Genomic DNA, 26,379 nt, shown 5'->3' with positions numbered 1-26,379 from the left:
CGGGTCATGCAAAGCGCAACACACGCAACGGTGTCAAGCAGGACAGTCGTCACCGCCGAACCACCGACTTACTTCACGCGGAGGCCTTATGCGTCTGTCCATTCTGATTAACACGCCCGATCCGACGGCGGGCCACGACTACGCGGTGCTGTGGCTTGACACGGCAAACCGCGACTGGGTGGTGGACGCGCGCCGCGGCATCGAACTGCCGGCGACGGGCGAAATGCGCGATATCGATGGCGTGCTCACGCTCTGCGAACACGGTTGCGACGAACCGTTCGTCACGCTGTACGGCATGCGGGTGGACCGTCGCGGCAATGTCGCATCCGCGCAGGGCGGAGCACGGTGGATGTCTTCAGGCGTGCGGCATGGACCGGTCGACGGCTACTGGCGGCTGCGCGCGGTCGAGCGGCCCGCGGGTGCCGTGGGTGCAACACGCATGCCGCCGGCGGGCAAACTGCCGGCCACGCACTCAAGCGAGTCAGGCCGGCCGCGCGGCCGCTAAGGTGGCGACGCGCGGAGATGGCGAGCGCATCCGCGCGCTCGCCATTGAACCACCACATCGTTTTATGCCGGCACCGTCTCGGCCATCGCACGCCGCGACCACACACGGTGCTGACCGGCCGCTTCGATAAACTTCTTCAGCACCGTATCGACATCGCCATCGCCGCCGGTCGCAACACCGTCGGCCTGATCAGGCAGGTGCGCCGCCTTCAATACCTCGCGGCCCGCGCCGAGCGCCGCAATCGCCTTCAGATGCTTGAACGCTTCGAGCACGAAGTGCCGCGCGTCGCCCGATTGCGCAAGCGTCTTCGCACTCGCCTCGCCGCCGCATACGATCACCGCGTCGAACATGATCGACGGCATTCCCGCGATCGTCGCATCGGGATGCGCACCGGCGACCGGCGCAAGCGTGGGCGCAATCAGCAGCGGTGCCGCGCCTTCGTCTTCGAGCTTCTTGCGCAGCGCCTTGAACGACGTTTCGTCGACGCCCGGCGCGGCGAGCAGCGCAATCTTGCGCGTCCTGATGCCCGGCTTGACGCGATTAAGCAGGCTCAACGCCGGCGAAGACTGCTGTTGACCGACCGCTTTAGCGCCCTTTTTAGGCGCGGGAAGACCGAGCCCTTCCGCTACCTTCTTCGCCAGATCGAGGTCGTAGTTGGCGAGGATCTCGTTGACGACGCGCGCGCGAATCTCCGGCCGCGTCACCTTGCCGAGCTCGAACTGATAGGCGGCAACGATATGCTCCTTCTCGACGTCGCTCATGCTCTGATAGAACAGCGCCGCTTGTGAAAAATGATCGGCGAACGACTCGCTGCGCACCCGAATCTTCGTTCCCTCGACAGCTTCCGGATAACTCTCGAAGCCGCCATCGCGCGGCGCCGGATCGGTTTCCTTAGGCCACGCATCATTCAACGAATTCGGCTCGTAAGACGCCTGACCGACGTTGATCGTCTGCCGGTGCATACCGTCGCGCTGATTGTTCACGTTCGGCGACAGCGGCCGGTTGATCGGAATCTCATGGAAGTTCGCGCCGCCGAGCCGGCTGATCTGCGTATCGGTGTATGAGAACAAACGCCCTTGCAGGAGCGGATCGTTCGAGAAATCGATGCCGGGCACGACATGCCCGGGGTGAAACGCAACCTGTTCGGTCTCGGCAAAGAAATTGTCCGGATTGCGGTTCAAGGTCATCTTGCCGACGATTCTGACCGGCACGATTTCCTCAGGAATCAGCTTGGTCGGATCGAGCAGATCGAAACCGAGCGTGTGCTCGTCTTTCTCTTCGACCAGCTGCACGCCGAGTTCGAATTCGGGGAAGTCGCCACGCTCAATCGCTTCCCACAAGTCGCGCCGGTGGAAGTCCGGATCCTTACCCGCGATCTTCTGCGCTTCGTCCCACAGCAGCGAATACGAACCGAGCACCGGCCGCCAATGGAACTTCACAAAACGCGCCCTGCCCTCGGCGTTTACGAAGCGGAACGTATGCACGCCGAAGCCTTCCATCGTGCGAAGGCTGCGCGGAATCGCGCGATCGGACATCGTCCACAACACCATATGCGTCGATTCGGGCACCAGCGAAACAAAATCCCAGAACGTATCGTGCGCGGAACCGCCGGTCGGCATTTCGTTCGGCGCCTCGGGCTTCACCGCGTGCACGAAGTCGGGAAACTTGATCGCATCCTGAATAAAGAACACGGGCATATTGTTGCCGACGAGGTCGTAATTGCCCTCGCTCGTATAAAACTTCACGGCAAAGCCGCGCACGTCGCGCACCGTATCCGCCGACCCGCGCGGCCCCTGCACGGTCGAAAAGCGCACATACACAGGTGTCTGCACCGCGGGATCCTGCAGGAAAGCCGCCTTCGTAAATTCGGTCATCGGCTCGTAGACCTGAAACACGCCGTGCGCCGCGGAACCGCGCGCATGGACGATGCGCTCCGGAATGCGCTCGTGGTCGAAGTGCGTGATTTTTTCACGCATGATGAAATCTTCGAGCAGCGACGGACCACGCGCACCCGCGCGTAACGTGTTCTGGTTGTCGGCGATTTTTACGCCCTGATTCGTGCGAAGCGCCTCGTTCGCAGGTCGCGCGCGCGACGCTTCGAGCGCCTGGGATTTCGGATCGGCCGCGGAGGAACCGGACGAACCGGAGTGGGCATTGCGGGGTTTGGTTGCCATTCGATGTGCTCCTTTATTGTCGGGACGCATGCTGCGTTCGAGGGCGCACAGAGGCTGAGAGGCCTGCTAGTCGCGCATCCTACGGTCGCGCTGCAACCGCTGTTCCCGAAACACACGCCGGGCGCGCTGGGTCAAAGCCGCTGGGGCAAAGTCGCTGACGCAAAGCGATCGAACAGGTAGCACATACCGCAGACCTGGCGCTAACGCGCACGCGGCAACACGCGGGCTAGGCGCGCGCGGCATCCTCGAGCATCGGCTCGCTCACATCGAGCGTCGTATTGCAGCCGGCCGTATGCGGCTCGCGTTGCGCATCGCGCGCCTTGTCGCGCGCAATGCCGCACAGCCGCTCCCGCGCGCGTACGCGATCCGCGGCACTCATCGACGCATAGCGGTTCATCGTGCGCGACGCGAGCACGACACTCAGCGCACAGCGCGCATCGAGAATGTTCATTTGCGCCGCGGACTCGACCCACGAGACCTGAAACGTCAAATGTCCCTTCGAATCGGCCAGATGCGTGACCGACGTTGACGGCGAGGCGAAGCGCCGCGACAGCGCATGTTCGATTTCGGTCAGCCGCTGCTCCATATCGATCGATTGCTTCATATGCATTTCTCCGTTGCGAAGGCATTGCAAGTTCTGCAATGCGCGCCGCGCAACGGCTGTTCCCGCGGCGAGTGGGGACTACCCATCCGGGACTACCCATCCGGGACTACCCATCCGGGACTACCCATCCGGGACTACCCCTCGGGAACAACCCTCGCACGCGGCACACTGCTTGCGCGATGTAAGGCGAGGCGAGCGACAACCGCTCGCGTTCATGAACCCTTCCCGGAGGATCCGACGATGAAAAGCACTGTGAAGAAGATTCTTGCATCAGCGCTGGTGATGGCACTTTCCGGCGGCGTCTATGCCCAAGCAGGCGCCGGCGGTGGCGCAGGCGGCGGCTCGTCGGGCGGCGGCTCGGCCGGTAACGGCTCGGGTATCGGCGCCGGCGGCGGCACGACGGGCGGCGCTGGCGGCGTTGCCACACCGGGCACCGTCCCCAATCGCGGCATGAATCGGGGGACGTCCCCGGATGGCGGCTATGGCACCCCAGGGACGACCGGTACCGGCGGCGGCGTAGGCACAGGGACAGGTGCAACGCCGGCGCCGGCGAACCGCGGCATGGCGCCGGGCAATGGCATGGCGCCCGGCAACGGCATGCAGCAGCCGGGCACGTCTGGCGATACGATGCGCAATGGCCAGTAAGGGCGAGTGAGGGTCAGTGAGGGCCGATAAGGCCCAGACCCGCATTAGCACGCAGTAAACGATGCAATCGACGGCGCGTCGCCTTCACGCGGGCGCGCCGCTTCATGTCTGCGCCTTGCCATATCGATTGCATCTAACCGAATGAATCGAACGAAGACAATCGAATGGAGACTTTGCCAACACTGTCAACCATCATCGCATCGTCCCGTCGCATCGCCCAACACACAGCCACGGTTAAACTGCTCAGGTAGGGTTCCGCAGTTAGGTTCCGCAGTTAGATTCGTCACACACGCATTACAGATCGCGCACCACGGAGATGACGATTGGCGAAACCCGAAGACCTGATCGTCGCGCGTCCCGAAGGCCTGTATTGCGCCGCGGGCGACTTTTATATCGACCCCTGGCAACCGGTCGAGCGGGCGGTCATTACCCACGCGCATTCCGATCACGCCCGCTTCGGCCATCGTCATTACCTCGCATCGGCGGCGGGCGCCGGCGTATTGCAGTCGCGTTTGCCGGGCATCAGCCTGCGGGCGCTCGACTACGGCGAACGCGTCACGATTAACGGCGTCGATGTGTCGCTGCACCCGGCCGGCCACGTGCTCGGCTCCGCGCAGGTCCGCGTCGAATCGCGCGGCGAGGTATGGGTCGCATCGGGCGACTACAAGCTCGACGCCGATCCGACCTGCGCGCCATTCGAACCCGTGCGCTGTAATACGTTCATCACGGAATCGACCTTCGGCTTGCCGATCTACCGATGGGATATGCCGCAAGCCATCTTCGCCGGCATCGACGCATGGTGGCGGCACAACGCGGCACAAAAGCGCGCGTCGGTCGTGTTCTGCTACAGCTTCGGCAAGGCGCAGCGCGTTCTCGCGAGCGTCGACGCCGCGATCGGCCCGATCTTCTGCCACGGCGCGGTCGAACCGCTCAACCACGCGTACCGCGCGGCCGGCGTCGCATTGCCGGACACACGCAGCGCGGCGGAAGTCCCCGCGAAAGACAAGGCCATCTTCAACGAAGCGTTGATCGTCGCGCCGCCGTCGGCGCAAGGCAGCGCATGGCTGCGCCGCTTCGGCGACTATAGCGACGCGTTCGCATCGGGCTGGATGCGTCTGCGCGGCACGCGGCGAAGGCGCGGCGTCGACCGCGGCTTCGTATTGTCCGACCACGCCGACTGGCCCTCGCTGCAGACGGCCATTGCCGCAACCGGCGCGACGCGCGTCATCGTCACGCATGGCCAGGTGGAACCGATGGTCCGGTGGCTGCGCGAACAGGGCCTCGACGCCGGCGCATTCGCAACCGAATACGGCGGCGACAACGTCGAAGCCGACACGCAAGGCGCAAGCGCCGACGCAGCCGCTGCTTCGCCGTCCTTGCCAACCGCCTTACCCCAGCTGCCGGCAAGCGATACCGAAGACACGGAGACGCCCACGCAATGAAGCGCTTTGCCGCGCTCTATGCAGCGCTCGACGCGACGACCTCGACTCGCGACAAACTCGATGCGCTCACAACCTATTTTTCCGCCGCGCCGCCGGAAGACGCCGCATGGGCGTCGTACTTTCTCGCCGGCGGCAAGCCGCGGCAAACGGTGCCGACGCGGCTTCTCACCGAAGTCGCCCGCGAGCGCGCGGGTTTGCCCGAATGGCTCTTCGACGAGTCATACCAGGCCGTCGGAGACCTCGCCGAAACCATTGCGCATGTGCTGCCGCCGGCCTCGCGCAGCTCAGAACTCGGGCTCACGCAATGGGTCGAGGAGCGCGTGCTGACCTTGCGCGGCGCATCGCCCGACGCGTTGCGCATGCGGCTTGTCGAGTATTGGGACGAGCTCGACTGGAGCGGCCGCTTCCTGCTGACGAAACTGATCGGCGGCGGATTTCGCGTCGGCGTCGCGCGGCAGCTCGTCGTGCGGGCGCTCGCCGACGTGGCGGGCGTCGACCACAAGTTGATCGCACAACGAATGGTAGGCTGGACCGATACGCGGCAGCCGCCCGATGCGGCGCGCTACCTGCGGCTGATCGCGCCCGCCGCGTCGCCTCCGTCGCCCGGCGCGCAAGGTGCCGGTGGAGCGCAGGACGCGGACCACGAGAGCAACACACACGATGCATCAGACCAATCCACCCAGGCCGCACAGGCGGCATACGAAGCCGAACGCGCGCTGCCCTACCCGTTTTTTCTCGCGCATCCGCTGCAGGCCGCGCCCGAAACGCTCGGCGACCCCGCGCACTGGCTCGCGGAATGGAAGTGGGACGGCATACGCGCCCAGATCGTCAAACGCGATGGCCGCGTGTGGATCTGGTCGCGCGGCGAAGACCTGATTACCGAGCGTTTTCCCGAAGTGGTCGCGCTCGGCGACGCCTTGCCCGAGGGTTTCGTGATCGACGGCGAAATACTCGCGTGGCAGCCCGGCGCGCAGGCGCCGCTGCCGTTCGCGCGCCTGCAGCCGCGCATCACACGCAAATCCCTGACAAAAAAGGTACTCGCCGATTCTCCCGCCGCGTTTCTCGCCTACGACCTGCTCGAAGCGCACGGCGCCGACCTTCGCATGACGCCGCTTGCCGAACGGCGCGCGAGGCTCGACGCCTTGGCCGATGCGCTTGCCGGCACGCTCGCGCGCGATCTGCTGCGCGTATCCCCGCTCGTCGATGCGGGGAGCTGGTCCGCACTAGCCGAGCTGCGCGCACAGAGCCGCGCGCGCGGCGTCGAAGGTTTGATGCTCAAGGAGCGGCAATCGCTGTACGGTGTCGGCCGCACGAAAGCGGCGGGCACCTGGTGGAAATGGAAGATCGACCCTTATGCGGTCGACGCGGTGCTCGTCTATGCGCAACGCGGCCACGGCCGTCGCGCGAGCCTGTATACCGATTTCACGTTCGCAGTATGGGACGAAGCGAACGGCATACGTACGCTAGTGCCGTTCGCAAAAGCGTACTCGGGCCTGACCGACGAAGAAATGCGCGAAGTCGATGCGATCGTGCGCAGGACCACCGTCGAAAAATTCGGACCGGTGCGCAGCGTCACGCCGACGCTCGTTTTCGAGATCGGCTTCGAAGGCATCCAGGCAAGCAGCCGGCACAAATCCGGCGTCGCCGTGAGATTTCCGCGCATGCTGCGCTGGCGCACCGACAAGCATATCGACGATGCCGACACGTTAGCGATGCTCAAGGGATTCATCGATCCGGCAGCGCAATAACCCGTAAGTAACCGTTAATTTGGCGGAGTCAACCAGGCCGGCCACGCACAGCGTTTATCGAATTGACATTCTTATGCACGAAGCAAAAAACGCACAGGTTCATTGCGAAATGAGCTTTGCGCATTTTCGCCATCGATGTCAAAATACGAGCGTACACGTTCGTCATAAGAGGAAAGCCATGGCAGGAGTCCGACAGTTCGATGAAGACACCGCGTTCTCCGACGCGCTCGAGGTTTTCTGGCGCAAGGGTTTCCGCGCGACGTCGATGCTGGACCTCGCCGAAGCCACCGGCGTGCAGCGCGGCTCGCTATACAACGCATACGGCGACAAGGAAGAAATCTTCGTCCGCGTATTCGAGCGCTATACGGGCCGCTTTCTAGCCGATGCGCGCAAGGCGCTCGACAAGCCCGATCTGCACGACGCGCTCGTCTCGTTCTTCACGTTCGCAATCCGTTCGATCTCGCAGGGCACGCCCACGCGCGGTTGCCTGTCCACCAAAACGGCAGTCGAGATCGACCCCGATTCGCCGCGTTTGCGTGAAGCAGTGCAAACCATGCTCGACGATCTCGAAACCACCTTGCTCGAAGTGCTGAACACGAAGGAAGCACGCGCGCAACTGGCGGTGCCGCCGCAGCAGGCCGCCACGCTGATCGTCACGATGACGCGCGGCATCGCGGTGATGGAACGCGTCTACGAAGATCCGAAGCGCTTGCGTCAAACGGCATCGGCCCTCGTCGATGCGCTCGTGCCGCGCCGCTGAACCTAAGTCCCGAAACAGCCTGTAAGTAGCATAAAAAATGGCCCACCAGATGGTGGGCCAGAAAAGCGCCTGGACGCGGGGATCGCGCCCGGGTTACCACACTGTTCTACTTCCTGCCGGCCACCGCTTGAGGCACGCTCGACTGAGCGCGCTTCGCCGCCCCCGCCACCACATTCATATTCGATTCCGCCGTTTCAACCGCTTGGCGTGCGGTCTTGAACAGGCTGTCGTACCACGAGTTGGTCGCATGGATCACGGAGTTCAGCGCGGCAACGGCCGCTTCCGACCCGACCGGCGCACTCTTTGCCGCTTCGTCGATGCCCGATTGCACCTTGCGCGTCTGGCGTTCGTATTGAGCACCGGCCTGCTCGGTCAATGCGGCATGCGTATTCATCAGGATGTCGAACACTTGACGGTTGTAGGCCGCAATGCGTTCGACAAGCGGTTGCGCCCCTTCCGGCACCTCGAAGAATGCCTGCGCCCCTTTGCCCGACAACGCGCCTTGCCAGCGCGCCGCATTGACATCGAGCGAGGTCTTGATCGTTTGCATGTTCAGTGTCACGAGCTTTTCGAAGCTGTTGAGGGCCTCGAATGCGAACCGATACATCGCATCGACATTCGCCTTCTGTGCATTCGCGAATTGCTCGGGAGAAATGTAAGTCATCTGGCTATCCCTCATTATTGCGACGCCGCTCTTCCGGGCACGGCATCGCCCTATCGGTTTAACGGAGCGCGTGAAAGCGCGCGAGCAACGCGTGACCGCGGTCGGTCACGCGCGGCAGCAGGTCGGTTGCACAGGCGCCGCTGTCGAATTCGACAAGCTTGCGTTCGACGAGCGTGTGAAGGTCGGCCCGATCAAAATCAATCGATTGTTCGGCGTGCTTGACGAGCATGAGCGTTGCAAACTCATGGGGGCTTAGCATGCGAGTCTCCTATCGATGGCTGCTTCGCCATAAGGCATTGCGACAGTAACCATTTAAAACTGACGATACCGCTGTCGTCCGGAACGCTTAGATAGCGGACGGTCGTCACCGGGGACCCCATCCTAATGCGGCAAACCGGTTATTTCAATTGGTATGCCTCCCTCTTCATGCATCTTTTTTGCGCCAAATCGTCGCGTCGGAAACTCTTGCATTGATCTGCATATCCACCCGGCAAATCGTGCCGCGCCAGAGGCATTCATTAAGCACTGCTGTCATGATGCAGACATATGCCTGTGGAGCGACGGATTAAATTAGATGGAATCCTTACGGTCTATAGTTTGCTGATCATTCGACGCCTACGACGAACGAGGAGATCGATGTGGAAGCGCTACCAGACACCCAGCCGCAGACAGTCGTCCATGAAGGCAGTTGCGCATGCGGCGCCTTGCGCTTTCGCGCGCACGGCACGCCCAAACGCGTCGGCATGTGTCATTGCATGACATGCCGCCACATTCATGGCTCGGCGTTCGGCTCGTACGCGATCTACGAGCACGCCAATGTCGAGTGGTCAGGCTCGACTCGAGCCTGGGAAAGTTCAGCGTTGGGCCGCCGTCATTTCTGCCCGGTATGCGGCTCGGTTGCGTTCATGGAATACACCGACCGGACCGAGATCGATCTGCCGCTCGGCTCGTTCGATCGCACCGGCATCTTCGAACCGACGTATGAACTCTGGTGCTGTCATCGCGAGCCGTGGTTGCCGCACGGCGTGCGCACCGAATTCGTAGAAGACCGCGACTGACGCCGCGTCCCCAGGCCTCGCACGACACCTGACGCTTGCTTTATGCTGGCGCTTGCCCGCATCGCAATGACCTTGAGCAACGCCCCTGAGCAACGACCCCGAGGAGACAAACGTGTTCGAACAATGCGAATGGCTAAACGAACCCGCGAGCTGGACGCTCAAGAACGAGCGCCTGCAAGTCACGACCGACCGCGCCACGGACTTCTGGCGCGAAACCCATTACGGCTTTACGCGCGACACCGGGCACTGTTACGGCGCGCGCACCGCGGGCGATTTCACCGCGCAGGTTCATGTACAAGGGCAGTTCGAAACGCTCTACGATCAGGCGGGCCTGATGGTGCGCATCGACGCGACGCAATGGGTCAAGGCCGGCGTCGAATTCACCGATGGTGCATTGGTATTGAGCAGCGTGCTGACGGTTGGCCAGTCCGATTGGGCGATCGCCACGCGTATCGATGGTGCAAACGGCTTCTGGCTGCGCGCGAGCGTCGCGAAACGCGTCTTGCGCTTGCAGTACTCGGTCGACGGCGCGCACTGGCCGCTGCTGCGCCTCGCGCCGTTCCCACAGGCGGCCAGCTACTTCGTCGGCCCGATGTGCTGTACGCCCGAACGAGGCGGGCTGGTGGTCGAGTTCGATTCGTTCAGCGTCGGCGCGCCTTCTGACAAGGCGCTTCACGATTTGACCTAGATCCGCTCGCCCGCTTCGCGCCCGCCGGACGGAATTTTGCGCGGCATCGATTGTTATTCCTACGGGAGCAGCCGGCGCGCGGAATCGATTCCGACGGGCCGGCCGCGCATTGAACAATTGATTACCGATCCATTTCGAGCATGCCGATCATTCACGCCAACGGTATCGACCTCAACGTATCGATCGAAGGAGAAGGCCCGCCGCTGCTGCTATTGCATGGCCTCGGCGACCGCCTGCAACGCTGGGAAGAAGAAGTGCGGCATTTCAGCCCGTTCTTTACCACCGTCGCATTTGACGCACGCGGTCACGGCGCTTCGACGAGGCCCGCGCGCTACACGCTGCAAGATCATATCGACGACGCGATCGCGCTTGCCGACACGCTCGGCTATGGCGAAATCAACGTGATCGGCACATCGATGGGCAGCTACGTCGCGCAAGGTGTCGCGGCCGCGCAGCCGGAGCGCGTGCGCAGTCTCGCGCTGATCGTGGCGAAAAGCCATGGCACCACGTCGTCCTCGGCGCGCCTGCTTGCCGAGCACGCGGACGAACTCGCGAACAAAACCTTCGAGGAAAAGCAGCGCTTCCTGCACGCTCGCGCGTTTGGCCCCTACGCCAGCGCGGAAGTGAAGCAGGCAGCCGCGGAAAGGGTGTTTAGCGCGCCGCTCAGTGAAACGGAAATGGCAGCCGCGGTGGGCGCGCTAACGAATTTCGATCTGCGTCCCCGGCTGCCTGCCATCAAGGCGCACACGCTCGTGATGTCGGGCAAGCACGACGTGCTGAACCCGGTGCAGGACGGGCGCGATTGCGCGGACCGCATCACGGACTCGGAATTCATCGTCATGCAGCGTTCGGGCCACTATCCGAACCTCGAGGAAGCAGAGCTTTATCTGACCGTGCTCGGCGAATTCCTGTCCGCGTGGTGAGCATCCACCGCTCCCACTACTCCGGGTCATAAGGCCTGATCAGCTCCGCGAACCGGTCCGCGAGCGTCGGCCGCGCGCGCGCCGGCCAGATCGCGCTCAGTTCGAAGCGCGGCAACGCATCGCCATCGGCAATCTCGCATAGGCGCACGCCGCTGAATTGCAGCGTGCGCACCGACCTCGGCAACAGCGACACGCCGCAGCCCGCGGCCACGCAGGCGAGCACGGTCAGCGACCGGTTCGCGTTCTGCACGATCTCGATCTCGCAGCCGGCCTGGCGAAACGCGCTCAGAATGCCCGCGCGAATCACGGGCAGCTGATCGTGAGGAAACCAGACGAACCCGTGCGCCGCGAGATCGCGCAGCAGCAAAGGCGCATCGCCGTTACGCGGAAACGAATCGGGCAGCACCGCCAGCAGCCGTTCGCGCGCGATCAGCTTTTCCTTCATCTTGCCGCTGACGGCCACCGGCGTATGCAAAAGCCCGAGGTCGATCTCGCCCTTCTCTAGCGCGTTGACCTGCTCCGCATTGCTCATCTCGCGCAACACGAGTTCGACACCGGGGACCGCGTCGCGCAACGCCGCGATCGTGCGCGGCAGCACATCGAACAGCGCCGCCGATGCAAAGCCGATGGTCAGCCGCCCCGCGCGGTCCGCGCCGATCGCATGCGCGCGCAGCGACGCAGCGTCGATACGCGCCACCGAGAGCCGGATGTCATCGACAATTGCGAGCCCCGCGGGCGTCAGCGCTGCGCCGCGCCGGCTGCGCTCGAACAGCTTCACGCCCCACTCCTTTTCCATGCGCGTCAGCGCCTGGCTCAAGGCCGGCTGTGCGACGCCGAGAATATCGGCGGCACGCGTCACGCTGCCTGCATCCGCAATCGCAAGAAAGTACTTGAGGCTACGCGTTTCCATATCGCCGCAATATGAATATTGATCGTTTTCATAATACAACGATATCCACCGAGTCCCTAGAATGCGGGGCATGGGCCACCGTGGTGCAGCGCGCGGTCGCCTCTCTTCTAACAATGCAATGTCCGGCCGCAACCTGCAGTCGGCGCCGCCTGGAGACGCGATGAACTGGTATCGGGAAATCTCGCCAACGGAAAAGAGCACCTTATGGACATGCTTCGGCGGTTGGGCACTCGACGCGGTCGATACACAGGCATTCAGCCTCGTGATTCCCGCATTGATTGCAACCTGGGGAATCAGCAAGGGTCAGGCGGGTCTGATCGGCGGCGCGACGCTCGTCGCCGGTGCGTTGGGTGGCCTCTTCGCCGGCGTGCTGTCGGACCGTTACGGCCGCGTGCGCGCGTTGCAGATCACCGTCTTGTGGTTTTCGCTGTTCACGCTGCTGTCCGCCTGCGCGCAGAACTACGAGCAGTTGCTCGTGCTCAAGTCGCTGCAAGGGCTCGGTTTCGGCGGCGAATGGACCGCGGGCTCGGTGTTGCTGAGCGAAACGATCCGCGCGAAGCATCGCGGCAAGGCGCTCGGCATCGTGCAAAGCGCGTGGGGCTTCGGCTGGGCCGGCGCGGTGCTGCTCTACGCCATCGTGTTCTCATGGGTTTCGCCGCAATGGGCCTGGCGCGTGCTGTTCGCGCTCGGCGCGATCCCCGCGGTGCTCGTGCTCTATGCGCGGCGCAACGTGCCCGAGCCGCCGCGCGACACGAGCGCCACCACGCTCAAGCTCGACGCGAAGCTGCCGGTGCTGGGCATTTTCGATCGCTCGGTAATCCGCACGACGATCGTCGGCGGCCTGATCGGGCTCGGCGCGCACGGCGGCTATCACGCGATCACCACGTGGCTGCCGACCTATCTGAAAACGCAGCGGCATCTGTCGGTACTCGGCACGGGCGGCTACCTTGCGGTCGTGATCGTCGCGTTCATTTGCGGATGCTTCGTGAGCGCATGGCTGCAGGATCGCATCGGCCGGCGCCTGAATCTGATCCTGTTCGCACTGTGCTGCGCCATCACCGTCAATCTGTACGTATTCCTGCCAATCGGCGACACCGCGATGCTTGCGCTGAGCTTCCCGCTTGGTCTGTTTTCGGCAGGCATTCCGGCCACGCTCGGCGCGCTTTTCAACGAGCTCTATCCGCAAGGCGTTCGCGGCACCGGCGTCGGTTTCTGCTACAACTTTGGCCGCATCGTGTCGGCGGGTTTTCCGGTGCTCGTCGGCCATATGGGCAATTCGATGCCGATCGGCTCCGCGCTCGGCATCGACGCCGGCGCGGCGTATGGACTCGTGGTGATCGCCGCATTAATGCTGCCCGAAACGAAGGGCCGCAAGATCGCCGAAACGCGTTCATCCAGCGATCCGGGCACGCAAAACAGGCAGGCCGACGCGGCGCACGTAGCAGGCGCGTCGCGCGACGCGCAAAAAGCACACGAAGCGCGCGCGTCGTAAACGCTCACGTTGCAAACGCTCACGTTGCAAACGCTCACGTTGCAAACGCTCACGTTGCAAACGCGCAGGTTGCAAACGCGCACGGCGCGAAAGCGCACGGCACGGAAACACATGTCGCAAATCGCACGCGCGCTGCACAAAGAAGCAGAAGCCACCCCGTCACATCGCGCGTAACCGACGCGCGGCGCAACACCGTTGTCAAAGATTTCCATGAACAGCAAAGCGATCGAATGCCCGACCTCTTTCCTGCAGGACGCGTGCTCCGGCACGCATGCGCCGGCCGGCGCCCCGACCGGCTGGCTTGGCGCGACACACCCGGCGCTGGTCGCGGTGGACACGCATGCACACGTGTTCGTCCGCGGCCTGCCGCTTGCCGCACAACGCCGGCATGCGCCCGAATACGATGCAACAGTCGAAACGTATGCGAGCTATCTGGCGCCGAATGGGCTCTCGCATGCCGTGCTCGTGCAACCGAGCTTCCTCGGCACCGACAACCGCTTCTTCGTCGACGTCATGCGGTGCTACCCGCACCGCTTGCGCGGCGTGGCGGTCGTCGCGCCTTCGGCCGGGGACGCTGAACTCGACGAACTCGCGCAAGCAGGTGTCGCCGGCATCCGGCTGAACCTGATCGGCCTGCCGCTTCCGGACCTGGCGCAGCCCGAGTGGCGCAACCTGCTTGCGCACGTCAATGCGCTTGGTTGGCATGTCGAAGTGCATCGCGCAGCGGCGGATCTTCCCGCGCTGGTCGGCGCGCTGCTCGCGCACCGCTGCACGGTGGTCGTCGATCATTTCGGGCGGCCCTCGCCCGAGCTTGGCGCTGACGATCCGGGTTTCCGTTATCTGCTGTCGGTGGCGTCGACGGGGCGCGTGTGGGTCAAACTCTCCGGCGCTTACCGAAGTGTGAAATCGGTCAGTACACCCACTGGAAACGGGCACGATAGCGACGGCACCGAACTCGGCGCGCGACTCGCCGCACCGCTGCTCAAGGCGTTCACGCCCGAGCGGCTCGTCTGGGGCAGCGACTGGCCGCATACCGAGTATCGGCAATCCGTCGACTACGACGCGACGCGTATGGCGCTCGACGTTTGGGTGCCGGACGCAGCGCAGCGCGAGACGATCCTCACGCGTTCACCGCAGACGCTTTATCGGTTCGACGCAGACGCGCGTTGAGCACTAGAATAAATTTGCCCGGCCACCACCCGGCAAGCAGCGCACGCAACGCGCGTGTTCCCGCTTGCCGCAGCCGCCGCGCGCATGCCGTGCGTCCTTTCCACGGCTCTTCTTCTCCCGCCCGTTTCAGCAGGAGGTTTGCCATGCCGACCTACGAGTACCGCTGCGAACAGTGCGGCGAAAAATTCGAGCACGCCGAGCACATCAGCGAGCACCCGACCGCGCACCCCGCCTGCCCCAAATGCGGCAGCGAAAAAGTTCAGCACCTGCCTACACAATTCGTCGTGAAGACCTCGCGCAAGAGCTGAGCCGATATCGCCGTGAGCCATGCGCCGCAAGGCTCACGCGGCGCTGACATGGCTCGACATAATTGACGGATGGCGGGAGCGAAGTGTGTCGACCATACTCGCTTCCGCGGGCCGACCTGATGAAAACGCAAGTGCAGATCCGATCAGGCAAGTCACGCAACAGGTGACATCGCCGCAATCATCGGACGATAAGTTCAAGCCACTCATCGCTCTCTTATCGCACTCTCATTGCACTTTTACGCACAACTCACAGGTCAGTCCATCATGTTCACGACGCTCAAATCCATCGGCACCAAAACCGCCCGCCACGCTTCGTCCGCCCTGCTGTTCAGCGCGATCCTGCTGACCGGCTGCGCAAGCGGTATCACCAACGTCGCGAACGCAAGCCCGAATCCGGTCGTCACGCAAACGCAGGTGCGGCCCGACAACATCTATGTGTATTCCTTCGCAAGCAGCGCCGAACAGGTGAAGCTCGACAGCGGCGGCCTCGCGCACAAGCTGATCTCGCACATGTCCGGCAGCTCCGACCAACCGCAGCAGGCCGCCGACGCGGTTCAGGTCCAGCAACAGGTCGCCGATGAAATCGTGCGCAAGCTGCAATCGATGGGCTTGCACGCGGTGCGCACCGACGCGCCTCCGCCCGCCGATCAGAACGTGCTGCTCGTGCAAGGCAGCTTCGACAAGATCGACGCCGGCAATCGCCGCCGCCGCACGATGATCGGCCTGGGCGCCGGCGAAAGCGAGGTCGGCACGACCGTGCAGGTGCTGTACAAGCCGGCCGGCGGTACGCCGACGCTCGTGCAGAGCTTCGATGCGAATGCGGATAGCGGCAAGGCACCGGGCGTCGCCGAAACCGCGGGCGTCGGCGCGGCGGCCGGACATATCGCCACGTCGGTAGCGATGGGCGGCGGCATGCACGCGGTGTCGGAAACGAGGCATGACACCGTTGGCGAAGATGCAAAGCGCCTCGGCAACAAGATCGCGAAGCAGATTGCGGATATCGGCGTCAGTGAAGGCTGGTTGCCCGGCAGCACGGTTCGCTAAAGCCAGGTCGCGTCAGCAAAGCAAGCCAGCTCGAACTAACGCGAACGACGCTAACCCGCACAAGCGCGAACCCGCCGCCCTGTCTCAACCAACCCAGCCTTCCCGATGCGCCGCGCAGGAGTCAGCGTTACTCCTGCGCGGCGTTGCCGTTCAGGTCAGGATGCTGCTCCGCCAGTTCGCTGACCCAGCCCGTAAACGCCCGCAGCCGCGAACTCAGATTGCGGCGATGCGGATAGACGATCGACAGCGGCGTCGACGGGCACGTGAAATCGCCGAGAATTTCCGTCAACGCACCCTTGTCGATCAGTTCGGCCACCATGAAGCGCGACGGCTGGATGATGCCGTGCCCGAGCGCGGCCGCACCGATATACACACTACCGTCGTTGACCGCGAGCACGCCCTTCATCTGCACCTTGACGGTCTCGCCGCCCACTTCGTATTCGAACGGAAAGGTCTTGCCGCTGCGCGCGGATACATAATTCACTGCCCGATGCTCGTTCAGATCGTCGAGCGTTTTCGGCGTGCCGTATTTCTCGAGATACGCGGGCGCCGCGCACGTGACGATGCGCGCATTGCCGATACGGCGCGCGACAAGGCTCGATTCTTCAAGCCGGCCCATGCGGATCACGCAATCGGCGCCGTCCTGAATCAGATCGATATTGCGGTCCGCAAGCCCGAGCCGCACGTCGATTTGCGGAAACTTGCGGTAGAAATCGTCGAGCGCCGGCAGCAGCAGCGCGCGCGCCAGGGTGCCCGACGTATCGACGCGGATCGTGCCGGCCGGCGTTTCGCGCTTGTTCGACAGCGACGATTCCGCATCGGAAACGTCCGCGAGAATGCGCACGCAACGGTCGTAAAAGAGCGCGCCGTCTTCCGTGACGTTCACCTGGCGCGTCGAGCGGTTCAGGAGGCGCACGCCGACATGCTCCTCGAGCGCCTGAATGGTTCGGCTGACCTTGGCCCGAGGCAATTCGAGCGATTCCGACACCTTTGAAAAACTGTTCGCTTCGACTACGCGCGTGAATATCTCCATTGCCTCCAAGCGGTCCATTTATCTGCCCTATCGTTGATGCGCGCTATACGCGTATTGATCCGGAAAAGCCGGACGCTTCGGTAAAAACTCGCTCGCAGCCGGTCCGGCTGGAAACGGTTTCACCTCTTATAAAGCAAGATCTTACGCCAGCATGACAAAAAACTCATGATCCGCGCGGACAGGCGCGACCAACCGCCATCCCGGCAAGTGGGACAGGCACGGCGACGCCCCAGCGCGGTGCGCCCCATTCCGGCTCATCGATGCACTGAAAAAGCTTAAAAAGAAACACGCTCCGCACAGGCCCGGTGCAACTAGAAACCGGTGAAAGTTTTAAAGCGAAATTTATTCAGGGAAGCTTAAGTATTCAATTTACCTTGCCGTAAACGGCGATTAATTAATCGAAGACTTTACCGAAGACGTTACTGAGCGCTCCACCTTCCGCCACCGGATTCCCACTATGTCCACCCTGTTGGAAAAGCGTCGTCAATCGTCACAAGGTTCGGCGATCGCCGAACTCTCGCGCGAAGTTCGCAAGATCTCGCGAGACAAGATTTCGGACATCGATCTGATCAACCGCGAAGCCACTTACCTCGCGATCAACGCGCTGATCGAAGCGGCGCGCGCCGGCGAAGCGGGCCGCGGCTTCGCGGTGGTCGCGAACCAGGTGAAGAACGTCTCGGGCCGCATCGGCCAGCTGACCGGCGAACTCGGCAAGGAACTGAACGGCCTCTCCGAACGCATGGTGACGGAGCTCGAACGCCAGCAAGGACAGCGTCTCACGGACCTCGCGCTGAATATGATCGACGTGATCGACCGCAATCTCTACGAGCGCTCGTGCGACGTGCGCTGGTGGGCTACCGATGCGGCTATCGTCGACTGCTCGATGAGCGGCTCCGGCGAATCGGCCGCCTATGCATCGAAGCGCCTGTCGGTCATTCTCGACAGCTACACGGTTTATCTCGACATCTGGGTGCTCGATCTGCAAGGGCATGTCGTGGCGAGCGGACGGCCGGCGCAGTTTCCGGTTGCGGGCGCGGTCAACGCGGCGCAGCACGAATGGTTCGCCGCCGCGCTGCGCACCCGCTCGGGCGACGAATACGCGACCGCGAACGTCGATGCGCTCGCCCAGCTGCAAAGCGCGCAGGTCGCGACCTATGCGACCGCGGTCCGCGAGAACGGCGCGGCCGACGGCCGCATCGTCGGCGTGCTAGCGGTGTTTTTCGACTGGGCGAAACAGGCGTCCGCGGTGGTCGGCAGCGTGCGTCTTACCGACGAAGAACGCGCGCGCACGCGTTGCATGATCGTCGATGCAAGCGGACGCGTCATCGCGGATTCAAAGGAAGCAGGCCGCGAGCCGGCGCGCTTCGATCTGCCGCCGAACCGCGACAACACGGGTAATTATCGGAGCAGCAACGGATCGCTCGTCGGTTACGCACTGACACCCGGCTATGAGACGTATCGTGGCATGGGATGGTACGGCGTGATCGAACAGCAGACGAATATGGCTGCCTGATATGGCTGCCTGATATGGTCGCCTGAGCGGATCAGAACCCCGCATCAGGACCGCGCACTTCAGGAGCCATACATCAGGACCGCTGCCAGTCGCTCCACAGCCGCACGCCAGCATCGCGCGTCACGAGCACCGCGATGGCGAGCGCCTTCAGCGCACATTCGACGGTCGACAGCACGAAACCGATCCGGTCGTAGCGGAATTCGCTCGGCAACGCAGGCACGATCGCGAGCACGCTCGCGCCGCAGACGAATAGCGCAATCAGCCTCGCGAACGGCGCGATCGATGCACGGCTGCCCGCACACGCAATCAGGATAACGAGCAAAAATTTCGAAAACACGAGCGCGGCGCTCTGAGTGTCCGACACGCACGCCGCGAGTTCGAACGGCGTTTCGATCAACGACCAGGCCAGCACCGCGCCAAGCACGGTGCGCAAGGCAGTCAAACTGCGACGATTTTCATGATTCAACGACAGGAACATGGACAGCCCCTCCGGGTGGTTGCGCGCACTTTGCTCGCCGCCTGTTTACCGTCTCATTGCATTGTTTTATTCCGCCGACATGTCAGCGGATTGACGAGCGTTGCGGTGCGTGCCGCCGGGAGCCTCGCTGCGGATCCCGTGGATATCACAGTAGAACGAGAATGCCCCGAGTGATTTTTTACGCGTCACGCAACTTCACAATTCGCACGACAGCATTTCGATTTTTGCGTCTTGTCGAGCGTAAAGGTCGCCACAAGGTCGAGAGGAGCACACATGGCGAATGCGCGAAGCAGCACAGCGCAACCGTCGCCGCGGCCGACCGGCGGTGGCGGGCATTTGCGAAACGCAGACTTCATTTGCGCAACGATGCCCGAGCCATGCGTTTCAACATGAGCACAGCGTTTCATATCGGCCCGCTTCTTGCGTGTGCATGTGCAACAAACCCGGAGACCTACATGGATATCCTCAAACTGGCCCAGGAGTCCGGCATGCTCGTCGTGCTGGACGCACGCATCGGCAACGCCGAGTACCACAGCGTGCATGGGTCCGTGTCGTCGCTCGTCAATTTCGCGCGCGCGATCATCGAGCAGCGGGTGCGCTGCGAAGACTTGCCCGCGCCGCCGGGCAGCCGCGACGTCAAGGATTGCGCGCCGACCGAAGACACGGTTTCGTGAGCCAGCCAGCCTCGTTCGCCTGATCCGGCGTCCCGCTGTCGAATAACGGCGCGTCGGACACCTATGCTTTCATAAACGAAAACCTATCGTATCCATGAAAAACATTAACTGTTATCCTGGGTACGCCGCCCTACGCTTCAGTCATGCCGTGAATCAATGCGATGCGGCAGGCGCGCTACGCACACCGACGTTGCGCGGCGCGACTGAAGAAGGAGTTCGTCATGAAGAGCCGCGAAGCATGCCTGCATAGGCTCGTCGACAAATGGCTCGCGCCGGCTACCGTCCTGCACGTGCGCGTCGTGCGTTCAGGCCGCATGCCTGCGCAACGCGCGCGCTTCGTCTATATCGAAACGGCGACACCGGCCGGACCGCGCGGCATGTTCTTCTTCCGTCATCAGGACGGCTGCTGGCGCGTCTTTCCGCCGCACGATGTGCGTCCGTCTCTGGGTATCGATGCACTCGCGGCATAAATGAAACACGCGAAATCTACGCCTGAAAGCGCGCGGAACGCACGCAGAACAGACGCTAAAGCAGGCGACACGCTACGGACACCGATCGGTGCGAATCTCAAAGCAAGCGTGCAGCGCCAAAAGACGCGCATGGACGCGCGGTCGATACTGCATACGCCGCTGCCCAAATCATGCGGCACCTGCTTACCCGCTTTAGAAATTCGCTCTAGAAGTTCGCTTTAGAAATTCGCTTTAGAAATTCGCTTTAGATTTTCGCTTAAGAAGCGCATTCCACGTCTGACGCAGCGCTTCCAACGCCTTGCTGCTTCTGTTCTGAAGCCTGAGCGCGACGCCGCTCGAGTAGGACTGGAGAAGGATCATGGACACACGCCGATTCGCCCTGTTTGGCCGCGGGCTGCTGTTTGGTGCGGCGTGCGTCGCAGCCGGTGTCTATATCGGCATGCCGGCCGGTTTGGCCGATGTGTTCAGCAAGGTCGGTGCGGATGCGCAAACGCCGCTTGAAACGCTAGCGGTCGAGCAGGTGAAAATCGATGACGATTTGATGACCCCCGTGCATCGTGAAACCCGCGCGCGCAAACTCGCACGCAATCCGTCGCACAGCAGCGATTTACCGGGCGACGCTTCACCCTTGCGGCCGCTGCAGACGCCGCACCGGCAGTCATTAGGCTCGGCGCAAGACGGGCCGCATCATCAGGGAATCTGGGAATCGAAAGACGCATCGGGCGCGCGCGAGACCGGCCGCGATGCGCGCGACCGCACGCCCGGCGTGGTGCGCAAGATCCGCTACGAAGACTTCAAGCACTGGACCTGAGCCCTCAGTTACCTCGGTTCCAACTCAAAGCCCGGCCGCCCAAAACCATCAGGCCTCGCAGCTCGTGGAGCTCGAAGCCATCCGGATCCAACTCGACACACTCAAAGCCAGCACCCCGGCGGCGGCGCAGGCATGGCCTTGTTCACCGCGCTCGCCAGCATCATGGCCTGCGAGTTTGTCGGCATCAGCTTCGCCGCGCGCGGACGGAAGATCGGGTCACCATACGAGATCGGCTCGCCGCTGAGCGCGCACACACCATCGCGCCGTGCAATCGCCACGACCCACGGTTGATCGGGATAGCAGCACGATGTCGGATCGCTCCAGCTGACCGTGAGCAGCCGCTCGCCGACCCGCTCGACGAGCCGCGCCGTGCCCGTGCACGGCACATCGTCCGACATGCGCAGCGCGCCGCATCTGACGCGCCGCGCGCGCGGCAAGCCGCTCGTGCCTTGCGACAGCGAAGACAACAGGCTCAAAGTTTGGGACCACGGATCACAACGGGCAACGTCTGACATTTTCCAGGCTCCTGGCGGCGGCCGCGGCGACGCGGCACTGCCTTGTCACATGTCATCACAGCGGCGTCCGGCCGCGATGCGGCTGACGTCAGAGCGCCGGCGGCCTGGCGGACCGCAGCGGCATCGAGCGCGCCTTCTCTCATCGAAGAGACGCACAAGACAGGATTCCCGACGATGGGCAGCCGCATACAACGCTGCGCGGCCCGCATGCGCCGAGGGGCCGAGCGCGCCGCAGCGAGCGCGGCTCAGCCAGCGCAGTAAGTCACGCGCCGGCATCTTGCGTGTCCCTCCAGCGCTTCGGTGTCGAGCCCACCATGCGCTTGAACACCGTCGTGAAGTGGGCTTGCGAGCGGAAGCCCGCGAGCTGCGCCGCATCGAGCAGCGAATACTCTTCGTCAGCGAGCAGTTGCTGCGCGCACTCGATGCGCCGCCGCAGCAGATACTCGTGCGGACGCAAACCGGTCGCCGCGCGGAACTGCGCGGCAAAGTGCATGCGAGTGAGCCCCGCCGCATTCGCGACGTCTTCGAGACCGATCGCTTCGGCAAGGTGCGAGTCGATATAGTCGACCGCGCGCTTCAGCCGCCATTTCGGCAAGGCGGACTTGCGCATCTTCGGCTGTCCGGGCCGGCCGCCCGTCGGCGAGCGCATGCGTAGCTCGAGCAGGCGGCTCACGAGCGCGAGGTTGATGCTGTCGACATACATCTGGCCGAACGACGTGAACGCTTCGTCGGCCAGCAGCAGCGCCTGGCCGAGCCGCTCGATGCAGGGATCGTGCGAAACCGCCGGGTCGTCGATCAGCACGCTGACGGCCGATTCGTTGCCCGACACTTCGCGGTGGCACGCATCGAGCACCGCTTGCGGCACATACAGATGCAGCACATCGCACGCCGCATGAAACACCGCACGTGCCGAATGGCCCGGAGAAGTCACCTGGAACATGCCCGGCATCACGCGGCCCTCGTACGTGAGACGGCCGTCATGCAGGAACGTGATGTCGGTCGAACGCAGATTCACGCCGACCGTATAGCTGTCCGCGGGCGTCGTGGCAGACAGTTCCTGCGGAGGTAAGCCCGCGCCAATGCCCGCCACCGCCCAACGCGAAAGCGCCAGATGCGCCGAGATGGCCGAGGCCGCGCCCGACGCAGCAGCGCCCGAGGCATCGGCCTGCGCCGGCAGCCGCCACGCGTCCTCGTTACGTATGTAGGATTTCAGCGAATCCGCCAGCGAACCGCCGGCAGGCGAAGAGGATGCTTCCATGGTCCACGCTCCTGGTACCTTCAACTATCGAATGCCGCGGCGGTATGCAAATCGCCTCACCGCTGTATGGCATCAAAGGTAGTGGAGAAAAGCGTGGCGCTCTATCGTACAAAGGTTCCTTGCATCGGTGTTTAGGTGTCATCGACCTATACTTTGGTACCATCCACCGCAACTGAAAGGAGAGAAGAGGAATTCGGGAGGACGAAACTCATCGTCGCGCCGAGTCCCGGTTGCGCGTATGCACGAATTTTGCCGCCGTGCGACTCGACAATCGAACGGCAGATCGACAGGCCCATGCCCATCCCTTCGGCGCGCGTCGTGAAGAACGGCTGAAACAGCCGCTGCAAATCCGCTTCGGCGATGCCCGGGCCGCTGTCTTCGACATCCACCCGCACTTCGTTTGCCTGTGTGCACGACGAACACACGGCAAGACGCCGCGGCCGCCCCGTGGTCGACGCCATCGCCTGGATCGCGTTCATCATCAGATTGATCACGACCTGCTGCAACTGCACACGGTCGCCGACAATCGTAAGCACGCCTTGCGCAAGCTGTAAGCGAAGCTCGATCGCATGCACGCCGATCTCGCGCTGCACAAGCACCGCCGACTCCTCGATCAGCGCATTGAGGTCGAACGGCACGCGATTCGGCGCGCTCTTTTTTGCCAGCATGCGAATGCGCTGCACGATGCCGCCCGCGCGCCGTGCATCGCGCAGCATGTTGTTCAATGCTTCGCGCACTTCATCCAGCTGTGGTTCGTCGCGCTCGAGCCAGCGCATGCCCGCATCGCCATTCGTCATGATCGCGGCGATCGGCTGACTCACTTCGTGCGCAATCGATGCGGACAGTTCGCCGAGCGTCGTGATGCGCGTCACATGCGCAAGCTCCGCGAGCGAGCGATGCAGCGCATCCTGCACGTTGCGCGCTTCGGTCACGTCCATCAACGCGCCGCGATATTCGCTCTGCTCACCGCCCGTTTTGGCCACGTGCGCCACCGCATGCGCGACGAGATGCACGCGTTTGACATCGTCGTCAGGCATCAGCAACCGGAACTCGGCATCGATGTCATTGCGATCGGTGGCCGCGGTTTTCATCAGCGACGACACGCGTGCGTGATCGTCGGGATGCACGCGCGCGAGCATCGCCTGCAGCGACGGCTCGGCGTCGTCCGGGTAGCCAAAAATGCGGTACGCCTGCTTCGACCAGAACATCTCGAAGCGCGGCACCGAAAAACCGATACTGCCGGTCTCGCTCAGCGTCTCCGCTTCGGCGAGGAACGACTCGCTGCGCGCCAGCGCCTCGGCCGCGCGCTTGGGCTCCTCGATATCGGTCGTCACGCCATACCAGCGCACGATATGGCCGAGTTCGTCGATCAGCGGCGTAGCGCGCAGCAGCGACCAGCGCCATGCGCCGTCGCCGCGCCGCACGCGCGACTCGTTTTCGAGCGATGTGCCGGTCGCCAGCGCGTGGCGCCAGTCGCGCTGCATCTGCGGCAGATCGTCGGGATGGACGAGCGTATGCCAGCTGTCGCCGATCCGGTCGAGCGGCACACCGAACTCCGACCAGCGCTCGTTGACGAACACCGGCCGCCCGTCCGCCGACGACACCCACACCATCGCCGGAATCGCATCGATCGCCGCGCGAATTTCCTGCTGCTGCCGCTCGATCTCGAGCTCCATCCGCTTGCGCTGCGTGATGTCGTTATTCGTGACGAGCACCGCGAGCGGATGGCCCTGCGCATCGCGCTGCAGCGTCCAGCGGCTCGCGACGATCAGCTCGCGGCCGTCGCGGCACGTCTGCGCAAGCTCGCCTTCCCAGCGGCCCGTGCGCAACAGTTCGGCAAGCATCGCGGCAAGCGGCCGCTCAAACGCCGTGCGCACGATTTCATGCGGCGCGCGGCCGATCGCGTCTTCGGCGGCCACGCCGTAGAGTGCATGCGCCCCGCGGTTCCAGAAACAGATGCGGCGCTTCATGTCGTAGACGACGAGCGCATCGCTCGTCAGATCGAGCAGCGTGACCTGCTCGCGCAATACGTCGGTCGCCGCGATGTTTTTCAGCGTGAGAAAACCGCTGATCGCGAGCGCCGCGAGACTCACGATGCAGCGGGCGACTGGCGCCGCCGCATAAGTGCCGCCGTGCGACATCACGAAGGCGATCACCGTCATCGACATCAGCGCGCAGCACACGGCGATCATCGAGCGCCGCGAACAGATCGGCGCGACGATCAGGACAACGACAACATAAAGCACCGCGACAGCGATATCGAGCGGCGTCAGCGCATCGAGCGTAAAGATCGCGGCGGCGATCGCGGCCGCGATGGCGATGCGCGAGCGGATTCGGCGCGGCGTATCGGGCTCGGGGCTCTGGCAGCGCAGGCGCGTGCCGCCTGGCATCTGTCGCTGTGTCTGCGCTGCCGCCGTGCCCGGGGCGCGGGCAGCGCCTGGCGCGCTCGCGCCAGGCAAACCGGAAGACGACGCGCGGCGGCCGTTTAGATCAGACATTTTTTCGGCGTCTCCAGAATTGTCGACCGCATCGGCGCGTGACGTTCGCATGCTGGATGCGCGCAACGATCAGACATGCGAAGATATTGCAGTAGCCTGTTTTCGCCGCGCCGGCTTGTTTCGTGCAACGCGCGGCCCGAAGCACACGCGGGCGTCGCGCACCTTGCATTCTGCACGCAGCCCTCTCGAGCAAACGACGGCCAACGGCGGCCAGGGTCCGCCAGCGGCGCCGCATGCGAGCGAATACAAACGCGAATTCAATTATGGCCCAACTTCCCCATGCAACCGCGAAGGGCGCCGCATCCCGCGACGGCAACGGCAAACCGATCGACCCCGATCCGGTCGTGTTTGTCGTCGACGACGACGATTCGTTTCGCGGCGCGCTCACGAACCTGTTGCGCTCGGTCGGCATGCACGTCGAAGCATTCGCCTCCGCGCAGAACCTGCTCACCACGAACTGGCCCGACGCGCCCGCCTGCATCGTGCTCGATGTGCGCCTGAAAGCGGACAGCGGACTCACCGTGCAAAACGACCTCGCCCGCGCGGGCGTCGAACTGCCGATCATCTTCATGACCGGATATGGTGATATTCCGATGACCGTGCAGGCGATGAAAGCCGGCGCGGTCGACTTCCTCACCAAGCCTTTTCGCGACCAGGATCTGCTCGATGCAGTCACGCGCGCGATCAGCAACGACCGTGTGCGGCGCGAGTCGCAGAAATCGCTCACCGAACTCAAGCTGCGTTTCCAGTCGCTGTCGGCTCGTGAACAGCAGGTCATGACCATGGTCGCAAAGGGCCTGCTCAACAAGCAGATCGCCGCCGAACTCGGCTTGAGTGAAATCACCGTGAAAGTTCATCGCGGACAGGCGATGAAGAAGATGGGCGCGCGCACACTCGCGGACTTGCTGCATCAGGCAGTGGTATTGAAAATCCGCGAAGAGCAGGCATGACGCGAAGCGTCGCATGGCAGACAGCGCGCTGCACTTATACCTAT

General features: G+C 63.4%; 27 protein-coding genes. 17 read left to right on the top strand and 10 right to left on the bottom strand.

Annotated features, from left to right (window positions below):
- Positions 1 to 88: 88 nt before the first annotated feature.
- Positions 89 to 505, top strand: coding sequence for a DUF3564 family protein (locus tag KZJ38_RS29530; protein WP_219800624.1), 417 nt, complete (start codon positions 89 to 91; stop codon positions 503 to 505).
- 62 nt (positions 506 to 567) lie between these two features.
- On the opposite strand, the gene katE is transcribed toward KZJ38_RS29530, so the two are convergent.
- Both katE and KZJ38_RS29520 read right to left on the bottom strand, forming a co-directional pair.
- The gene (katE, locus tag KZJ38_RS29525) at positions 568 to 2,679 is read right to left on the bottom strand and encodes a catalase HPII (RefSeq protein ID WP_219800623.1); all 2,112 of its coding nucleotides are present in this window, start codon (positions 2,677 to 2,679) and stop codon (positions 568 to 570) included.
- 226 nt (positions 2,680 to 2,905) lie between these two features.
- Positions 2,906 to 3,283 carry a DUF3022 domain-containing protein gene (locus tag KZJ38_RS29520; RefSeq protein WP_219800622.1) on the bottom strand — a complete coding sequence of 126 codons (378 nt, stop codon included), beginning with the start codon at positions 3,281 to 3,283 and terminating at the stop codon, positions 2,906 to 2,908.
- 240 nt (positions 3,284 to 3,523) lie between these two features.
- On the opposite strand from KZJ38_RS29520, the gene KZJ38_RS29515 reads away from it, so the two are divergent.
- From KZJ38_RS29515 to KZJ38_RS29500, 4 genes are all read left to right on the top strand, one after another.
- Positions 3,524 to 3,928 (top strand): hypothetical protein, encoded by a 405-nt coding sequence (locus KZJ38_RS29515; protein WP_219800621.1) that lies wholly within the window; start codon positions 3,524 to 3,526, stop codon positions 3,926 to 3,928.
- 323 nt (positions 3,929 to 4,251) lie between these two features.
- Positions 4,252 to 5,370: a ligase-associated DNA damage response exonuclease gene (locus tag KZJ38_RS29510; protein ID WP_219800620.1), complete on the top strand. Its 1,119-nt coding sequence runs from the start codon at positions 4,252 to 4,254 to the stop codon at positions 5,368 to 5,370.
- On the top strand, positions 5,367 to 7,118 hold the full coding sequence (locus KZJ38_RS29505; protein ID WP_219800619.1) for an ATP-dependent DNA ligase: 1,752 nt from the start codon (positions 5,367 to 5,369) through the stop codon (positions 7,116 to 7,118). The genes KZJ38_RS29510 and KZJ38_RS29505 overlap by 4 nt, the downstream gene beginning before the upstream one ends.
- 178 nt (positions 7,119 to 7,296) lie before the next feature.
- The gene (locus KZJ38_RS29500) at positions 7,297 to 7,878 is read left to right on the top strand and encodes a TetR/AcrR family transcriptional regulator (protein ID WP_219800618.1); all 582 of its coding nucleotides are present in this window, start codon (positions 7,297 to 7,299) and stop codon (positions 7,876 to 7,878) included.
- A gap of 106 nt (positions 7,879 to 7,984) precedes the next feature.
- On the opposite strand, the gene phaP is transcribed toward KZJ38_RS29500, so the two are convergent.
- Together phaP and KZJ38_RS29490 are read right to left on the bottom strand one after the other, a co-directional pair.
- Complete coding sequence (gene phaP / locus KZJ38_RS29495) at positions 7,985 to 8,542, bottom strand: TIGR01841 family phasin (protein WP_219800617.1); 558 nt, start codon at positions 8,540 to 8,542, stop codon at positions 7,985 to 7,987.
- Positions 8,543 to 8,600: 58 nt separating this feature from the next.
- Positions 8,601 to 8,801, bottom strand: coding sequence for a hypothetical protein (locus KZJ38_RS29490; RefSeq protein ID WP_219800616.1), 201 nt, complete (start codon positions 8,799 to 8,801; stop codon positions 8,601 to 8,603).
- 373 nt (positions 8,802 to 9,174) lie between these two features.
- On the opposite strand from KZJ38_RS29490, the gene KZJ38_RS29485 reads away from it, so the two are divergent.
- The 3 genes from KZJ38_RS29485 (at position 9,175) to KZJ38_RS29475 (ending at position 11,211) form a co-directional block, all read left to right on the top strand.
- Complete coding sequence (locus KZJ38_RS29485; protein ID WP_425518443.1) at positions 9,175 to 9,600, top strand: GFA family protein; 426 nt, start codon at positions 9,175 to 9,177, stop codon at positions 9,598 to 9,600.
- 112 nt (positions 9,601 to 9,712) lie between these two features.
- Positions 9,713 to 10,288, top strand: coding sequence for a DUF1349 domain-containing protein (locus KZJ38_RS29480; RefSeq protein WP_219800615.1), 576 nt, complete (start codon positions 9,713 to 9,715; stop codon positions 10,286 to 10,288).
- A gap of 140 nt (positions 10,289 to 10,428) precedes the next feature.
- Positions 10,429 to 11,211: an alpha/beta fold hydrolase gene (locus KZJ38_RS29475; protein WP_219800614.1), complete on the top strand. Its 783-nt coding sequence runs from the start codon at positions 10,429 to 10,431 to the stop codon at positions 11,209 to 11,211.
- A gap of 16 nt (positions 11,212 to 11,227) precedes the next feature.
- Here KZJ38_RS29475 and KZJ38_RS29470 read toward each other — a convergent pair whose 3' ends face one another.
- Positions 11,228 to 12,121, bottom strand: a complete 894-nt coding sequence (locus KZJ38_RS29470) for a LysR family transcriptional regulator (RefSeq protein WP_219800613.1) — start codon at positions 12,119 to 12,121, stop codon at positions 11,228 to 11,230.
- Positions 12,122 to 12,281: 160 nt separating this feature from the next.
- Here KZJ38_RS29470 and KZJ38_RS29465 point away from each other — a divergent pair, with 160 nt between their 5' ends.
- The 4 genes from KZJ38_RS29465 (at position 12,282) to KZJ38_RS29450 (ending at position 16,135) form a co-directional block, all read left to right on the top strand.
- Positions 12,282 to 13,613, top strand: coding sequence for an MFS transporter (locus KZJ38_RS29465; protein WP_219800612.1), 1,332 nt, complete (start codon positions 12,282 to 12,284; stop codon positions 13,611 to 13,613).
- Between the two features lie 210 nt (positions 13,614 to 13,823).
- Positions 13,824 to 14,783, top strand: a complete 960-nt coding sequence (locus tag KZJ38_RS29460; RefSeq protein WP_219800611.1) for an amidohydrolase family protein — start codon at positions 13,824 to 13,826, stop codon at positions 14,781 to 14,783.
- A gap of 143 nt (positions 14,784 to 14,926) precedes the next feature.
- Entirely contained in the window at positions 14,927 to 15,091 is a 165-nt protein-coding gene (locus KZJ38_RS29455) for an FmdB family zinc ribbon protein (RefSeq protein WP_219800610.1), read from the top strand.
- Between the two features lie 264 nt (positions 15,092 to 15,355).
- Positions 15,356 to 16,135 carry a DUF4410 domain-containing protein gene (locus tag KZJ38_RS29450; RefSeq protein ID WP_219800609.1) on the top strand — a complete coding sequence of 260 codons (780 nt, stop codon included), beginning with the start codon at positions 15,356 to 15,358 and terminating at the stop codon, positions 16,133 to 16,135.
- Between the two features lie 127 nt (positions 16,136 to 16,262).
- Here the strand turns inward: KZJ38_RS29450 and KZJ38_RS29445 are convergent, their stop codons facing one another.
- Positions 16,263 to 17,186: a LysR family transcriptional regulator gene (locus KZJ38_RS29445; protein ID WP_219800608.1), complete on the bottom strand. Its 924-nt coding sequence runs from the start codon at positions 17,184 to 17,186 to the stop codon at positions 16,263 to 16,265.
- 439 nt (positions 17,187 to 17,625) lie between these two features.
- Between KZJ38_RS29445 and KZJ38_RS36960 the strand changes: the two genes are divergently transcribed.
- Positions 17,626 to 18,681 (top strand): cache domain-containing protein, encoded by a 1,056-nt coding sequence (locus KZJ38_RS36960; RefSeq protein ID WP_219800607.1) that lies wholly within the window; start codon positions 17,626 to 17,628, stop codon positions 18,679 to 18,681.
- Positions 18,682 to 18,754: 73 nt separating this feature from the next.
- Here KZJ38_RS36960 and KZJ38_RS29435 read toward each other — a convergent pair whose 3' ends face one another.
- A complete protein-coding gene (locus tag KZJ38_RS29435; protein ID WP_219800606.1) occupies positions 18,755 to 19,159 on the bottom strand; it encodes a hypothetical protein in 405 nt (134 codons plus the stop codon).
- Positions 19,160 to 19,614: 455 nt separating this feature from the next.
- Between KZJ38_RS29435 and KZJ38_RS29430 the strand changes: the two genes are divergently transcribed.
- From KZJ38_RS29430 to KZJ38_RS29420, 3 genes are all read left to right on the top strand, one after another.
- Positions 19,615 to 19,833: a hypothetical protein gene (locus KZJ38_RS29430; protein ID WP_219800605.1), complete on the top strand. Its 219-nt coding sequence runs from the start codon at positions 19,615 to 19,617 to the stop codon at positions 19,831 to 19,833.
- A 221-nt stretch (positions 19,834 to 20,054) separates the two neighbouring features.
- Positions 20,055 to 20,303: a hypothetical protein gene (locus tag KZJ38_RS29425; protein ID WP_219800604.1), complete on the top strand. Its 249-nt coding sequence runs from the start codon at positions 20,055 to 20,057 to the stop codon at positions 20,301 to 20,303.
- 358 nt (positions 20,304 to 20,661) lie between these two features.
- Positions 20,662 to 21,114 carry a hypothetical protein gene (locus tag KZJ38_RS29420; RefSeq protein WP_219800603.1) on the top strand — a complete coding sequence of 151 codons (453 nt, stop codon included), beginning with the start codon at positions 20,662 to 20,664 and terminating at the stop codon, positions 21,112 to 21,114.
- Between the two features lie 101 nt (positions 21,115 to 21,215).
- Here the strand turns inward: KZJ38_RS29420 and KZJ38_RS29415 are convergent, their stop codons facing one another.
- From KZJ38_RS29415 to KZJ38_RS29405, 3 genes are all read right to left on the bottom strand, one after another.
- The gene (locus KZJ38_RS29415; protein ID WP_219800602.1) at positions 21,216 to 21,629 is read right to left on the bottom strand and encodes a DUF3331 domain-containing protein; all 414 of its coding nucleotides are present in this window, start codon (positions 21,627 to 21,629) and stop codon (positions 21,216 to 21,218) included.
- Between the two features lie 262 nt (positions 21,630 to 21,891).
- Positions 21,892 to 22,887 carry a helix-turn-helix transcriptional regulator gene (locus KZJ38_RS29410; protein WP_219800601.1) on the bottom strand — a complete coding sequence of 332 codons (996 nt, stop codon included), beginning with the start codon at positions 22,885 to 22,887 and terminating at the stop codon, positions 21,892 to 21,894.
- 146 nt (positions 22,888 to 23,033) lie between these two features.
- On the bottom strand, positions 23,034 to 25,385 hold the full coding sequence (locus KZJ38_RS29405; RefSeq protein ID WP_246641830.1) for a sensor histidine kinase: 2,352 nt from the start codon (positions 25,383 to 25,385) through the stop codon (positions 23,034 to 23,036).
- A 263-nt stretch (positions 25,386 to 25,648) separates the two neighbouring features.
- Between KZJ38_RS29405 and KZJ38_RS29400 the strand changes: the two genes are divergently transcribed.
- The gene (locus tag KZJ38_RS29400; protein ID WP_219800600.1) at positions 25,649 to 26,335 is read left to right on the top strand and encodes a response regulator transcription factor; all 687 of its coding nucleotides are present in this window, start codon (positions 25,649 to 25,651) and stop codon (positions 26,333 to 26,335) included.
- Positions 26,336 to 26,379 lie beyond the last annotated feature (44 nt).

This window comes from Paraburkholderia edwinii, from assembly GCF_019428685.1.
Classification (GTDB): domain Bacteria; phylum Pseudomonadota; class Gammaproteobacteria; order Burkholderiales; family Burkholderiaceae; genus Paraburkholderia; species Paraburkholderia edwinii.
The sequence above is the reverse complement of the archived record's forward strand: the minus strand, read 5'-3'. Positions and strand labels throughout refer to the sequence as shown.